The following is a 13,108-nucleotide window of genomic DNA, read 5'->3' as shown; positions in this document are numbered from 1 at the left end:
GCCGAGGGGCAAGGCTTGGTCTAGCCGGTCCGCATCATCCGCGCGATGAAGAAGCCGTCGAGCCCACCCGCGTCGGCCATCATTCCCGGCAGCGTGCGCACCCAGCCGCGCGGATGGGCGACGAGATCGTCGGGCAGCTCGTCGGCGAGCACCGGATCGATCGCGAAGTCGCGCTGCTCGCCCAGGAAACGCTCGAGCTGCGTCTCGCCCTCGCTCGGCTCCAGCGAGCAGGTGGCGTAGACCAGCAGTCCGCCGGGACGCACCCAGTCCGCGGCGCGCGTGAGCAGTGCCCCCTGCAGCTCCGCCATCTCGGCGATCAGGCGCGGCGTCACGCGATGGAGCACGTCGGGATGCCGACGGAAGATACCGGTCGCGCTGCACGGCGCGTCGAGCAGCACCGCGTCATAGGACTCGCTCGGCGCCCATCGCAGCGCATCGGCGGCGATCACTTCGGCGGCGAGGCCGGTACGGGCGAGGTTGTCGCGAAGTCGCGCGAGACGACTTTCGGAGATGTCGAGCGAGGTCACGCGCCAGCCTGCCGCCGCCAGCTGGAGCGTCTTGCCGCCCGGCGCGGCGCAGAGATCCAGCGCTCGACCGTCCCCCCCGCCGATCAGCCGCGCCGGGATCGAGGCGGCGAGGTCCTGCACCCACCAGCCGCCCTCGGCATAGCCGGGCAGTCCCGGCACCGCAGCGCCGTCGGCAAGCCGGCGATGGCGGGGGAGCAGCGACGGCCCCTCCGGCGCCATGACGTCATCGGCCTTGAGCGTGAGATCGAGCGGCGGCGGCGCGGCGACGGCGTGGCGGGCGCCCGTCACCACGGCCTCGCCCCAGGCCTCGCGCCAGCGGACGGCCGCCTCCTCGGGCAGCGTCGGCAGCGCCGGCAGCGTCGCACAGCGGCGGGTCAGCGTGCCGAACACGCCGTGCACCAGCCGGCGCGGCCCACCGTCGACCAGCGGCAGCGTGGTCGCGATCGCCGCATGGGGCGGTGTGCCGAGCGCGAGCGCCTGCACCAGGGCGATGCGCAGCACCGCGCGCGCCTTGGCATCGCCGGGGAGCGGCTGGCGCGTCGCCGAGTCGATCAGCGCGTCGAGGTCGGGCAGGCGCCGCAGCGCCTCCGCGGCGATGGCGTGGGCAAAGGCGCGGTCGTCGGCGCGTTCGATGCCCTGGGTGGCGGCCGGGAGGGCTTGCTCGATCGCCTGACCGCGTCTCAGCACAGCATCGAGCAGCCGGAGTGCGGCACGACGGGCGGGGACACCGGCCGGATCGGCCTTGATCGGGGACTTGGGCGGGCGCATTGGGCCTCTATGGCCCAACGCCCGCCGCATGTGAAACCGCCCGCCGACTGGCCGCCGCCCAGCCCTCCCGTGCCCACGCCCGAACCGCTGGTCCGTCCCGACGCCGATCCGCTCGGCAAAGACCCGGTCCGCTACGGCGATTGGGAGCGGAACGGGATCGCGGTGGACTTCTGAGCCGCGCCACTATCGAACGCTGTTACTCGGCCGCTTCCGCCAACTCCGGCTCCTTCCACACCAGCGCGGGCTTGCGCGCCGCCAGCGTCTCGTCGAGGCGGCGGCGCGGGGCGAAGTGCGGGGCGGACTTGAGCGCCGCGTCGCCGGCCTTCGCCCGCTCCGCCACCGAGCGCAGCGCTCCGATGAACTGGTCGAGCGCCGCCTTGCTCTCGGTCTCCGTCGGCTCGACCAGCATCGCGCCGTGGACCACCAGCGGGAAGTACATCGTCATCGGGTGATAGCCCTCGTCGATCAGCGCCTTGGCGACGTCGATCGTCGAGAAGCCCTCGGCCAGCCCCTCGTCGGAGAAGATCGCCTCGTGCATGCACGGCCCCGACGCGGCGAACGGCGCGTCGAGCGTGCCCTCCAGGCTGCGCAGGACATAGTTGGCGTTGAGCACCGAATCCTCGGCGACCTGCCTGAGGCCATCGGCGCCGTGGCTGAGGATATAGGTCAGCGCCCGCGTGAACATGCCCATCTGCCCATGGAACGCCGTCATGCGTCCGAAGGTATGGGGATGATCCTCGTCCGCCGTCTCTTCCTCGACCAGTTTGTAGTGGCCGTCCGGCATCTTTGCGACGAAAGGCAGCGGGCCATAGGGTGACAGCGCCTCCGACAGCACCACCGGACCCGCACCGGGACCGCCGCCGCCATGCGGCGTCGAGAAGGTCTTGTGCAGGTTGATGTGCATCGCGTCGATGCCGAGATCGCCCGGGCGCACGCGGCCGACGATCGCGTTGAAGTTGGCGCCGTCGCAATAGACGTAGCCGCCCACCGCATGGACCGCGTCCGAGATCGCCTTCATGTCGCGCTCGAACAGGCCGCAGGTGTTGGGATTGGTGATCATCACCGCGGCGACGTCCGGTCCCAGCCGCGCCTTCAGCGCTGCCAGGTCGACGCGGCCCTCGGCGGTCGCCGGGATATCCTCGACCGTATAGCCGGCGAAGGCGGCGGTGGCGGGGTTGGTGCCGTGAGCGCTTTCCGGTACCAGGATCACCTTGCGGTGGCCTTCGCCGCGCGCTTCCAGAGCCGCCTTGATCGCCAGGATGCCGCATAGCTCGCCGTGCGCGCCGGCCTTGGGGCTCATCGCCACGCCGTGCATGCCGGTTAGCTCGATCAGCCAGAAGGCGAGCTCGTTGATCACCTGCAGCGCGCCCTGCACGGTATCGACCGGCTGCAGCGGATGGAGGTCGGCGAATCCCGGCATCCGTGCGACCTTCTCGTTGAGGCGCGGATTGTGCTTCATCGTGCACGAGCCGAGCGGGAACAGCCCGAGGTCGATCGCGTAGTTCTGCCGGCTGAGGCGGGTGTAATGGCGCACCGCCTCGGGCTCGCTGAGGCCCGGAAGGCCGATCGGCGCCGAGCGCTCCAGGCCCGCCAGCCGCGATCCGCTCGCCGCGGGCGCGGGGCCGAAGTCGACGCCGGTGGTATCGGTCGAGCCGATCTCGAAGATCAGCGGCTCCTCCAGCATCAGCGCACGGTTGCCGGTGAAGGTCGCGGCCTCGCCGGTGCCGCCCTGCGGCGCCTCGGGGCGCCAGCCGCTCGGATTGATCGTCATGCCAGCACCTCCCTCAGCGCCTCGGCAAGCACGGCGACGTCCTCCGCCGTGGTGGTTTCGGTGACGGCGACGACGAGCCCGTTCTCCAGTTCGCTCGCGCCCGGATAGAGCCGGCCCAGCGAAACGCCCGCGAGGATGTCGCTGTCGGCGAGCTGGCGCACGACCGGGCGTGCTTCCTTGCTCAGGCGCAGGGTGAACTCGTTGAAGAAGCTCGGCGTCACCAGCTCGACGCCGGGCACCTCGGCCAGCCGGTCGGCGGCGGCGGAGGCGGCGGCGTGGTTGACCCGGGCGAGCTGGCGCAGGCCCGCTTCGCCGAGCAGGGTCATGTGGATCGAGAAGGCGAGCGCGCACAGCCCCGAGTTGGTGCAGATGTTCGACGTCGCCTTCTCGCGGCGGATGTGCTGCTCGCGGGTCGAGAGGGTGAGGACGAAGCCGCGCTTGCCGTCGGCGTCGACGGTCTCGCCGGTGAGGCGGCCGGGCATCTGGCGCACCAGCTTCTCCGAACAGCCGAACAGGCCGACATAGGGCCCGCCGAACTGAAGTCCGACGCCGATCGACTGACCCTCACCGACGACGATGTCGGCGCCCATCTCGCCCGGCGACTTGAGCAGGCCGAGCGCGACCGGCTCGGTGACCACCGCGACGAGCAGCGCCTTCTTCGCATGGCACGCCGCAGCGAGCTCGGAGAGGTCGGCGATGCGGCCGAGAATGTCGGGGTACTGGACGACCACGCACGACGTATCATCGTCGATCTTGTCGATCAGCGCGGTGGTATCGGGCTCCGCAACCAGATCCGGCAGCGAGGTCTCGAGCACGTCGCCGGTGAACTTCGCCATGGTCTTCGCGACCGAGACGTAATGCGGGTGTAGCCCGCCCGAGAGCACCGCCTTCGCCCGCCGCGTCACGCGGCGCGCCATCACGATCGCTTCCCAGCACGCGGTCGAGCCGTCGTACATCGAGGCGTTGGCGACGTCGGTCCCGAGCAGGCGCGCGACCTGCGTCTGGAACTCGAACAGCATCTGCAGCGTGCCCTGCGCGATCTCCGGCTGATAGGGCGTGTAGGCGGTCAGATACTCGCCGCGCTGGATGAGGTGGTCGACCGAGGCCGGCACATGATGGCGATAGGCGCCGCAGCCGAGGAAGAAGGGCGCATCGCCTGCCGCCAGGTTCTTGCGCGCGAGCGCGGCCATGTGGCGCTCGACCGTGAGCTCTGAGGCATGGAGCGGCAGGCCCGGGATCGGGCCGTCGAGCCGTGCGGCTTCGGGCACGTCGACGAACAGGTCGTCGATCGACTTGGCGCCGATGACGCCGAGCATCGCCTCGCGATCGGGCTGGGTGAGGGGGAGGTAGCGCAATGTCATTCTCCAAGCCCCTCCCCTTCAGGGGAGGGGTAAGGGGTGGGGGAGTGCCGTCTCACCGAGCCTGTGGCCTGCAGACAGTCCCCACCCCAACCCCTCCCCTGAAGGGGAGGGGCTTTCAGGGTTACAGCTTGCTCACGAAATCCTGGTACTTGGCCTCGTCCATCAGGCTCTCCAGCTCGCCGGCATCGGCGATGGTGAGCTTGAAGAACCAGCCCTCGCCCTCGGGGTCCGAATTGACGAGGCTCGGGTCGTCGCCGAGCGCGGCGTTGCCCTCGATCACGGTGCCGGAGACCGGCGAGTAGACGTCGGATGCGGCCTTGACCGACTCGACCACCGCGGCGTCGTCGCCCTTGGCGAGCCGGCGGCCGCCCTCGGGCACCTCGACGAACACGATGTCGCCGAGCTGGCCCTGGGCATAGTCGGTGATGCCGACGGTCGCGGTGTCGCCGTCGACGTCGATCCATTCATGATCTTCGGTGAAATAGCGGCTCATCTGGTCAGGCTCCCTGGCGGACATAGCGATGGGGGACAAAGGGCATGGCGGTGACGGTGGCTTGGTGCAGCTTGCCGCGCTGGGTGAGCGTGACCTTGCTGCCGGGCGCGGCGAAGGCGGCGGCGACATAGGCCATTGCGATCGGCGCGCCGACGCTGGGAGCGAAGCCGCCGGAGGTGACGCGGCCGATCTCGCTGCCTTCGCCGTCGACCACCAGCGCGCCTTCGCGCACCGGCTGACGGCCCTCGACGGCGAGGCCGACGCGCTTCACCGCCGGACCCTGCTCGCGCTCGAGCATGATGCGGGCATGGCCGGGGAAGCCGCCTTCCTCGCGCCGGCGCTTCGACAGCGCGAAGCCGAGGTCGGCCATCACCGGCGTCGTCTCGGGATCGAGGTCGTGGCCGTAGAGCGGCAGCCCCGCCTCCAGCCGCAGCGAATCGCGCGCGCCGAGGCCGATCGGCCTGACCTCGGGCTCGGCCGTGATCGCGTCGGCGAACGCCTCGGCGCGGTCGGCGGCGATCGAGATCTCGAACCCGTCCTCGCCGGTATAGCCCGAGCGGCTGACCCACAGCGGCGTGCCCGCCCAGTCGAAGCGGCCGCCGGTCATGAACACCAATGTCTCGACGCCGGGCGCCAGCCGTTTGAGCGCGTCGACCGCCTTCGGGCCCTGCAGCGCGAGCAGCGCGTGCTCGTCCATATGGTTGAGCGTGATGTCGTCGGGCAGCGAATCGCGCAGGTGGCCGATATCGTCGAACTTCACCGCGCCGTTGACGACCATGTAGATGCCGCCCGGCCAGCGCGTGATCATGATGTCGTCGAGAATGCCGCCATTGTCGGCGAGCAGCAGGGAGTAGCGTTGCTGATGGACCTTGAGCCCCTTCACGTCGGCCGGGATCAGCGCCTCCAGCGCCGCGTCCAGACCTTCGCCCGACAGCAGCAGCTGGCCCATGTGGCTGACGTCGAACAGCCCGGCCGATTCGCGCACCCACAGATGCTCGGCCATGATCCCTTCGTACTGGACCGGCATGTGATAGCCCGCAAACGGCACCATCCGGCCGCCCCGCGCGCGGTGCCAGGCGTCGAGCGGGAGCGTCATCGGCTCCTCGGCGATCGGCTGGTCGATAGTGTCGTCGCTCATGGCCGGCCTTCCGTTTCGATGGGTCTGCGACGGCAACGCGCGTATCGCGCCATTGTCCGCCGCCCCCTCTGTCACGGAAACCTGAGAGCTTTGACCCCGGCCGCGGCCGGGGCTTACCCCTTCGGTGGCCCCGCTCGCGCGGGACGCTTTCCAGAGTGTCGGGCCTCGCGCGGTCCCTTGTGCCTGAGAGATTCCGGGGCGGTTGCTCCTTCGGCGGCGAGGGGCGTGCCCCTCACTCTCTCCCGCGCGCGCCTCGGCCGGTCACCCGGCCTCGACCGGCCAAGCTGTGGCGGGGCGGCTGCCCCAAGTCAATCGGGGAAAGCGCTTCTTAAGCCCCTCCCCTTCAGGGGAGGGGTCGGGGGTGGGGGAGTGCCATCTCACCGAGCCTGTGGCCTGCGGACAGTCCCCACCCCAACCCCTCCCCTGAAGGGGAGGGGCTTAAGTAGGTCAATCGCCGAACGCGCGCGCGATCAAATCCTTTGTGGACGGATCGAAGTCGCCACCGCCCTGATCGGCCGCCTTCGCCATCTCCTTGCCCAGCTCGACGCCGAACTGGTCGAACGGGTTGATGCCGAGCAGCGCCGCGCTGGTGAAGACGCGCTGCTCGTAGAAGGCGATCAGCGCGCCGAGCGTCCGCGCGTCGAGCGTGTCGAGCAGGATCGTGCTCGACGGCCGGTTGCCCGGATAGGCGCGCGCGGCGTCGTCGTTGGGCCGTCCCTTCATCAGCGCCGCCCCCTGCGCGAAGGCGTTGAGGAGGAGCTGGCGGTGATGGACGTCGGCCAGCGCATCGCCCGGTTCGATCGAGGCGACGAACTCGACCGGCACCAGGTGCGTGCCCTGGTGGAGCAGCTGGAACACCGCATGCTGCGCATCGGTGCCGACCCCGCCCCAGGTGATCGGCGCGGTGGGACGGTCGAGCGGCTTGCCGTCGACGGTGACGCCCTTGCCGTTCGATTCCATCTCGAGCTGCTGGAGATAGGAGGGCAGCAGCCGCAGCCGCTCGTCATAGGCGAAGGTCGCGCGGGTCTCGCAATGCCGGACCTGCGCGTAGAACAGGTCGGCGAAGGCGGCGAGCACCGGGGCGTTCTCATGCGAGGCGGCCAGGCGGAAATGGCGGTCCATCTCCGCCGCGCCTTCCAGCAACTCCTGGAACGAGTCCCAGCCGAGCGCGAGCGCCGCCGGGAAACCGATCGAGGACCACAGCGAATAGCGTCCGCCGACGCTCTCGGCGAACGGCAGCACGCGCGTCTCGTCGACGCCCCATTCGATCGCCTTCTCGGGCGCGGCGGTCAGCGCGATCACGCGGCCATAGGGGTCCTCGACCCCGTCCTCGGCCATCCAGGCGATCGCGCTCTGCGCATTGAGCAAAGTCTCGGTGGTGGTGAAGGTCTTGGACGCGACCACCAGCAACGTCGCCGCCGGATCGAAGCGTGCGAACGCCTCCTCCAGCGCGGCGCCGTCGACATTGGAGACCACCGCCACCTCGTAGCGCGCGCTCTCGCGGCCGAGCGCGTCGACCAGCAGGTCCGGCCCCAGCGCCGAGCCGCCGATGCCGATGTGGAGGACGTGGCGGATCGGGCCCAGCGCATCGGCCTCGATCGCATCGATGAGCGCGCGCATCCGCGCGTGCAGCGCCTGGGCGCGGGCGACGCTCTCCTCCGCGCCCTCGCCGCGCTCGGCGGTGTGCTCGGCGGCGCGGCCCTCACTGGTGTTGACCGCCTCGCCGGCGAACAGCGCGTCGCGCCGCGCGGCCAGGCCCGCCGACTTCGCCAGCCCTTCGAACGCCGCGATCGCCGCGGCATCGAGATGGGTCTTGGAGAAGTCGAAATGGATGCCCGCGACATCGACCGAGAATCGCTTCACGCGATCGGGATCGCCCTGGAACAGCTCGACCAGGCTGGGGGGATTCAGCGCCTCGACCTTCGACCAGTCCGTCATGTGCATCTCCTTGGGGGACAGCGCCACCTAAAGCCTAATGCTTGACGCGCAAGGCGCGCCGCCACATGCCGTGCACATCATGTCCGACACCGCTACCGCTCCGGCGACAAAGCCCAAGCGCTCCGAATGGCGCGAGACGCTGAGCTTCCTCATCAAGCTCGCGCTGATCGTGTTCGTCTTCCGCAGCTTCATCCTCTCGCCCTTCTCGATCCCGAGCGAGTCGATGCTGCCGCGGCTCTTGATCGGCGACTATCTGTTCATCTCCAAGTGGAACTACGGTTATTCCCGGCACTCGCTGCCGTTCAGCCTGCCGCTGATCCCCGGCCGCATCTTCCCGTCGACGCCCGCGCGCGGCGACGTCGTGGTGTTCAAGGCGCCGCCCGGCAACAAGGCCGACTATATCAAGCGCGTGATCGGCGTCCCCGGCGATACCATCCAGATGGTCCACGGCCAGCTCGTGCTGAACGGCAAGCCGGTGCCCAAGCAGCGCGTCGCCGACTTCATCGTGCCGATCACCCCCAACTACGGCTGCGAGGCGCAGTTCCAGGACGACGTCGGCGGCAAGCCTGTGTGCCGCTACCAGCAGTTCCGCGAGACGCTGCCGAACGGCAAGAGCTACAACGTGCTCGACCGCGGCTATTACCCGCAGGCCGACGATACCGGCGTCTACACCGTGCCCGCCGGTCACCTGTTCATGATGGGCGACAACCGCGACGCCAGCGCCGACAGCCGCTTCCCCGCGGTCGAGGGCGAGGCGATCGGGCTGGTGCCGATCGAGAATGTCGAAGGCAAGGCGCTGGTCAACTTCTGGTCGACCGACGGCACGGCCAACTGGTTCCTGCCGTGGACCTGGTTCACCGCCGCGCGGTGGAAGCGTCTCGGGATGGGGTTCTGAGCAGCGATCTCGACGCCTGGCTCGCAGCGACGTTCGGCGCGGCTCCGGCCAACCGCGCCGTGTTCGAGCGTGCGCTGACGCACGGCAGCCAGGCCGCGGCGAATTACGAACGGCTCGAGTTCCTGGGCGACCGTGTGTTGGGGCTGGCCATGTCGGAATGGCTTTACGAGCGTTTTCCGGACGAGCCCGAAGGTCAGCTCTCGAAGCGGTTCAACGCGCTGGTGACCGGCCCGGTCTGCGCGGAAGTGGCGCGCGAGCTGGGGGTGCCGGCGCATGTCCGCCTCGGCAAGCAGGCGCGCGACGACGGCGCCGCGGCGAGCGACAACGTGCTCGGCGACGTGATGGAGGCGCTGATCGGCGCGCTCTATCTCGACCGTGGGCTGAAGGCGGCGAGAGCCTTCGTCCGTCAGCATTGGGCCGGCCGCATCGACCAGCTCCGCGCGCCGCAGCACCCCAAGTCCGCGCTCCAGGAATGGGCGGCCGCGCACAACCGACGCCCGCCAGAATATGCGGTGGTCGACCGCACCGGCCCGCATCACGCGCCGCGCTTTCGGGTGAAGGTCGCGATCGGCAAGCTCGCCGAGGCTGAGGGAGAGGGCACATCCAAGCAGGAAGCGGAGACGGCGGCGGCGGCGGCGTTGCTCGGGAAACTAACGAAATGAGCCTCGTCCCTCTCCCCGTTCGTGCTGAGCTTGTCGAAGCACCGTTCTTTGATGGGGACAGCGGGCGATGAGCTTCTGGGCCTATATGCTCCATTGCCGTGGCGGCGTGTTCTATGTCGGCCACACCGACAATCTCGAAGCGCGTATTGCCGAGCATCATGCCGGCAAGTCCGCCTACACTCGGCAGTACCTCCCATTGGAGCTCGTCTGGTCGCAGGACTTCCCGACCCGTCTCGAAGCCCTGGAAACGGAACGCCGGATCAAGGGTTGGAGCCGGGCGAAGAAGCTGGCATTGGTTCGAGGGGATTGGGCCGCGATTTCAGTGCTTGCGGCGAGCAAGAACGGTCCTTCGACAAGCTCAGGACGAACGGGTGAAGGGAACACCCCATGACCCAGCATTGCGGCCTCGTCGCCGTCGTCGGCGCGCCCAATGCGGGCAAGTCGACGCTCGTCAACGCGCTGGTCGGACAGAAGGTCGCGATCGTCAGCCCCAAGGCGCAGACCACGCGCGCGCGGCTGATGGGGATCGCGATCGAGGGCGACGCCCAGCTCCTGCTGGTCGACACGCCGGGCATCTTCGAGCCCCGCCGCCGGCTCGACCGGGCGATGGTCGCCGCCGCCTGGAGCGGCGCGGAGGGCGCTGACCTGATCGCACTGGTGGTCGACGGCAAGGCAGGAATCGGCCCGAAGGTGACCATGATCATCGAAGCGCTCAAGGCGCGGCCCGAGCCAAAGCTGCTCATCTTCAACAAGGTCGACGTTGCCGACAAGCCGCGCCTCCTCGGCCACGCGGCCAAGCTCAACGAACTGCTGCCGTTCGACGAGACCTTCTTCGTCAGCGCGACGACCGGCGACCGCGTGCCCGAGCTCAAGGCCGAACTCGCGAAACGGATGCCCGAAGGCCCGTGGCATTTCCCCGAGGATCAGGTCGCCGACGTCACCGACCGGATGCTCGCCGCCGAGGTGACGCGCGAGCAGCTCTACCACCAGCTCCATGCCGAGCTCCCCTACGACAGCGCGGTCGAGACCGAGCTCTACAAGGAACGCGAGGACGGATCGGTCGAGATCCACCAGCAGATCCTGGTCGCGCGCGACACCCAGCGCGCGATCGTGCTCGGCAAGGGCGGCAGCCGCATCAAGGAGATCGGCGCCCGCGCCCGCGCCGAATTGAAGGAACTGCTCGGCGTGCCGGTCCACCTCTACCTGCACGTCAAGGTGAACCCGCGGTGGGAGGAGGACCGCGGGCTCTATCGCGACATCGGGCTCGACTGGGTTGAGTGACCGCGGCGCCGGCGTCAGAGGATCGCCGGCGCCACGCCCCCTTTGCCGTTAGAGCGCGAACCGCGCCGTCACGCGGATGTCGCGGCCCGCGAGCGGAGCGAAGTCCTTGAGGAAGCTCGAGGCGCGCCGCGCGACGACGTCGAAGATGTTGTTGGCGCTGAGAACCAGGTCGAGCTTCTTGTCGCCGAACGGCTTCCACGACGCCGAGGCGTTGACCATGGTGTAACCCGGCGTGGTCGTCTCGAAATCGGTGACGCGGTCCTGCTTGAACACATGCTCGACCTCGAACCGGCCGGTGAGCGCATCGCTCTGCGCCTCGAGCCCGCCGAGAAGGCGGAGCGGCGGGATGCGCGGCGCCGGGCCCTGGTCGACGATGTTGGCATGGACATAGTCGCCGAGCGCGTCGGCATTGATCGTCCAGCCGCCGAGCCGCGCCAGCCGCACCGAGGCGTTGGCCTCCAGGCCCCAGTAGCGCGCGTCGGCCTGGAGCGACTGGAAGCACGGCAGGTCGACGTCGCGGCCGGATGGCGCCGCGGCCGCGTCGCACACCGACTGCGCCACCTGGTTCTCGTAGATGAAGTTGGAGAACCAGTTGTAATAGGCCGAGGCGTCGAAGCTGTAGCCGTCGCCGTGGCCGTGCAGCGTCGCCTCGACGCCCCAGCCCTTCTCGGTCTTGAAAAAGGGATTGCCGAGCTCCCAGGCCTGGGTGCCGGCGTGCGGTCCGTTGGCGAACAGCTCCTCGGCCGAGGGGGCGCGCTCGGTGCGCGAGACGTTGACGCCGATCCGCCAGTCGGATGCGATCGCGTAGGAGGCGCCGAGCGAGCCCGACAGCGTCTCGAAATGCCGCTTGCCGCCGAAGAAGGAGAGATCGTCGGCCAGCGTCTTGGCGTCCTGGTCGGTCACTTCGTAGCGGAGGCCCCCCTCGACCTTGAACGCGCCGAGATCGAGCTGCTGGAGCGTGAAGACGCCGAACTGGTTGGTCTCGCTGCGCGGCAGGAAGGCCTCGTCGCCGACGACGTTGAACGCGCGATTGAAATATTGGACGCCCGACGCGCCCGTCCAGCCGCCGCGATTGGCCTGGACCAGCTCGAGCCGGCCCTCGGTGCCGTTGTTGTAGAAGGCGGTGCCGATCGAGCCGTCCTCTTCCAGCTCGTAATGGCGGTAGTTGGCGTGGCCGATGCGGAGGCGAATCTGGTCGAGGAAGCCGCCGCCGGTATCGATCTCGCCGCGCAGGTCGACGCGGTTCTGCACGACGTCGAGCCGCGGCGCTTCCTGCTCCTGGCCGGGTTCGGTCGCATAGCGGATCGGCACGCCGTAGAGGCTGTCATAGTGGCTGTAGGAGACGCCGAGGTTGCCGGTGTCGGTGATCACCGAGGCGCCGAAGCCGGCGGTCCAGGTCTCGGCCGAGGAATTGGGGAGCTTGCCCTTGAGCCTGGCCTGGCCGGCAAAGTCGATCGGCTCCTCGTCCGGATCCTGCGGCAGGCCGGCGCTGGCAAGCGAGGCGGCGCGCGCCCAGGGCGCGAGCAGATAGCCGCCGGTCCGAAGGTCGTCGGACTTGGAATAGCTGCCGTCGGCATGGACCACGAACGGACCGCCGATCGCGACGTCGCCCGCCGCGCCCACCGTGCGCTCGTTGGCGGCCGAGCCGTAGGTGGCGATCCCCTGCAGGCGATAGCCGTCCTCCGGGATGCTGCGCGGGATGCGCGTATCGATCACGTTGACGACGCCGCCCACCGCCGACGAGCCGTAGAGCAGCGCGGAGGGCCCGCGCACCACCTCGATGCGCTCGGCGAGCAGCGGATCGATGATCACCGCATGGTCGACCGAGGTGTTGGAGACGTCGATCGAGCCGATGCCGTCGGTCAGCACGCGGACGCGGTCGCCCTGGAAGCCGCGCAGGATCGGCCGCGACGCGCTCGGCCCGAACGACGTCGCCGACACGCCGGGCTGGCGGGCGAGCGTCTCGCCGATGGTCGGGCGCAGGCTGCGAGTCAGCTGCTCGCCGGTGACGACCGAGGTGCCCTGTAGCACGTCCGATTCGCTCCGTTCGATGATGCCGGTGACGACGATGTCGCCCGGATCGTTGGCATGATCGTGCTGCTGCGGAGCAGGTGCCGGAGCGGCGGGCGTGTCTTCCGCGAAGGCGGGAGCGGCGGTGACGGCCAGCGCGATCAGGCTGGCGGCGGAGGCGAGCTTCAGCATGGGCGCGCCTGTTACGAGCAATGTTACAACGTATCAAGTCCGAATTGTCGCACCGCAGCAACAGTCGGACCG

Annotated in this window: 12 protein-coding genes and 1 riboswitch; of the genes, 5 read left to right on the top strand and 7 right to left on the bottom strand. The window is 69.4% G+C overall.

Annotation, left to right across the window (positions count from 1 at the left end):
- Nucleotides 1–20: 20 nt before the first annotated feature.
- Nucleotides 21–1,295: an RsmB/NOP family class I SAM-dependent RNA methyltransferase gene (locus AC2YHA_RS12015; RefSeq protein WP_487401760.1), complete on the bottom strand. Its 1,275-nt coding sequence runs from the start codon at nucleotides 1,293–1,295 to the stop codon at nucleotides 21–23.
- Nucleotides 1,296–1,304: 9 nt separating this feature from the next.
- On the opposite strand from AC2YHA_RS12015, the gene AC2YHA_RS12010 reads away from it, so the two are divergent.
- The gene (locus AC2YHA_RS12010) at nucleotides 1,305–1,469 is read left to right on the top strand and encodes a DUF1674 domain-containing protein (protein ID WP_233784680.1); all 165 of its coding nucleotides are present in this window, start codon (nucleotides 1,305–1,307) and stop codon (nucleotides 1,467–1,469) included.
- A gap of 22 nt (nucleotides 1,470–1,491) precedes the next feature.
- Here the strand turns inward: AC2YHA_RS12010 and gcvPB are convergent, their stop codons facing one another.
- From gcvPB to pgi, 5 genes are all read right to left on the bottom strand, one after another.
- Complete coding sequence (gene gcvPB, locus AC2YHA_RS12005) at nucleotides 1,492–3,066, bottom strand: aminomethyl-transferring glycine dehydrogenase subunit GcvPB (protein WP_487401759.1); 1,575 nt, start codon at nucleotides 3,064–3,066, stop codon at nucleotides 1,492–1,494.
- Nucleotides 3,063–4,421, bottom strand: a complete 1,359-nt coding sequence (gcvPA, locus tag AC2YHA_RS12000; protein ID WP_487401758.1) for an aminomethyl-transferring glycine dehydrogenase subunit GcvPA — start codon at nucleotides 4,419–4,421, stop codon at nucleotides 3,063–3,065. Before gcvPA ends, gcvPB begins: the two co-directional genes overlap by 4 nt.
- A gap of 127 nt (nucleotides 4,422–4,548) precedes the next feature.
- Entirely contained in the window at nucleotides 4,549–4,920 is a 372-nt protein-coding gene (gene gcvH / locus AC2YHA_RS11995; RefSeq protein WP_233784683.1) for a glycine cleavage system protein GcvH, read from the bottom strand.
- Nucleotides 4,921–4,924: 4 nt separating this feature from the next.
- Nucleotides 4,925–6,058, bottom strand: a complete 1,134-nt coding sequence (gene gcvT, locus AC2YHA_RS11990; protein WP_233784684.1) for a glycine cleavage system aminomethyltransferase GcvT — start codon at nucleotides 6,056–6,058, stop codon at nucleotides 4,925–4,927.
- 160 nt (nucleotides 6,059–6,218) lie between these two features.
- Nucleotides 6,219–6,313: riboswitch (glycine riboswitch) on the bottom strand.
- A 192-nt stretch (nucleotides 6,314–6,505) separates the two neighbouring features.
- Nucleotides 6,506–7,996 carry a glucose-6-phosphate isomerase gene (gene pgi, locus AC2YHA_RS11985; RefSeq protein WP_487401757.1) on the bottom strand — a complete coding sequence of 497 codons (1,491 nt, stop codon included), beginning with the start codon at nucleotides 7,994–7,996 and terminating at the stop codon, nucleotides 6,506–6,508.
- A gap of 79 nt (nucleotides 7,997–8,075) precedes the next feature.
- Between pgi and lepB the strand changes: the two genes are divergently transcribed.
- From lepB to era, 4 genes are all read left to right on the top strand, one after another.
- Nucleotides 8,076–8,891 (top strand): signal peptidase I, encoded by an 816-nt coding sequence (lepB, locus tag AC2YHA_RS11980; RefSeq protein ID WP_233784686.1) that lies wholly within the window; start codon nucleotides 8,076–8,078, stop codon nucleotides 8,889–8,891.
- Nucleotides 8,888–9,553: a ribonuclease III gene (gene rnc, locus AC2YHA_RS11975; protein WP_487402302.1), complete on the top strand. Its 666-nt coding sequence runs from the start codon at nucleotides 8,888–8,890 to the stop codon at nucleotides 9,551–9,553. Before lepB ends, rnc begins: the two co-directional genes overlap by 4 nt.
- 67 nt (nucleotides 9,554–9,620) lie before the next feature.
- Entirely contained in the window at nucleotides 9,621–9,944 is a 324-nt protein-coding gene (locus tag AC2YHA_RS11970) for a GIY-YIG nuclease family protein (protein WP_233784688.1), read from the top strand.
- Nucleotides 9,941–10,834 carry a GTPase Era gene (gene era, locus AC2YHA_RS11965; RefSeq protein WP_487401756.1) on the top strand — a complete coding sequence of 298 codons (894 nt, stop codon included), beginning with the start codon at nucleotides 9,941–9,943 and terminating at the stop codon, nucleotides 10,832–10,834. Before AC2YHA_RS11970 ends, era begins: the two co-directional genes overlap by 4 nt.
- 48 nt (nucleotides 10,835–10,882) lie before the next feature.
- Here era and AC2YHA_RS11960 read toward each other — a convergent pair whose 3' ends face one another.
- Nucleotides 10,883–13,036, bottom strand: a complete 2,154-nt coding sequence (locus tag AC2YHA_RS11960; protein ID WP_487401755.1) for a TonB-dependent receptor — start codon at nucleotides 13,034–13,036, stop codon at nucleotides 10,883–10,885.
- Nucleotides 13,037–13,108: the final 72 nt, after the last annotated feature.

The organism is Sphingomonas sp. SRI_018 (assembly GCF_057586275.1).
The sequence above is the reverse complement of the archived record's forward strand: the minus strand, read 5'-3'. Positions and strand labels throughout refer to the sequence as shown.

Bases quoted from the DNA above. Each gene is read 5' to 3' on its own strand.
- AC2YHA_RS12015 (WP_487401760.1), bottom strand. From the start codon at position 1,295: ATGCGCCCGCCCAAGTCCCCGATCAAGGCCGATCCGGCCGGTGTCCCC.
- AC2YHA_RS12010 (WP_233784680.1), top strand. From the start codon at position 1,305: ATGGCCCAACGCCCGCCGCATGTGAAACCGCCCGCCGACTGGCCGCCG.
- gcvPB (WP_487401759.1), bottom strand. From the start codon at position 3,066: ATGACGATCAATCCGAGCGGCTGGCGCCCCGAGGCGCCGCAGGGCGGC.
- gcvH (WP_233784683.1), bottom strand. From the start codon at position 4,920: ATGAGCCGCTATTTCACCGAAGATCATGAATGGATCGACGTCGACGGC.
- gcvT (WP_233784684.1), bottom strand. From the start codon at position 6,058: ATGAGCGACGACACTATCGACCAGCCGATCGCCGAGGAGCCGATGACG.
- pgi (WP_487401757.1), bottom strand. From the start codon at position 7,996: ATGACGGACTGGTCGAAGGTCGAGGCGCTGAATCCCCCCAGCCTGGTC.
- lepB (WP_233784686.1), top strand. From the start codon at position 8,076: ATGTCCGACACCGCTACCGCTCCGGCGACAAAGCCCAAGCGCTCCGAA.
- AC2YHA_RS11970 (WP_233784688.1), top strand. From the start codon at position 9,621: ATGAGCTTCTGGGCCTATATGCTCCATTGCCGTGGCGGCGTGTTCTAT.
- era (WP_487401756.1), top strand. From the start codon at position 9,941: ATGACCCAGCATTGCGGCCTCGTCGCCGTCGTCGGCGCGCCCAATGCG.
- AC2YHA_RS11960 (WP_487401755.1), bottom strand. From the start codon at position 13,036: ATGCTGAAGCTCGCCTCCGCCGCCAGCCTGATCGCGCTGGCCGTCACC.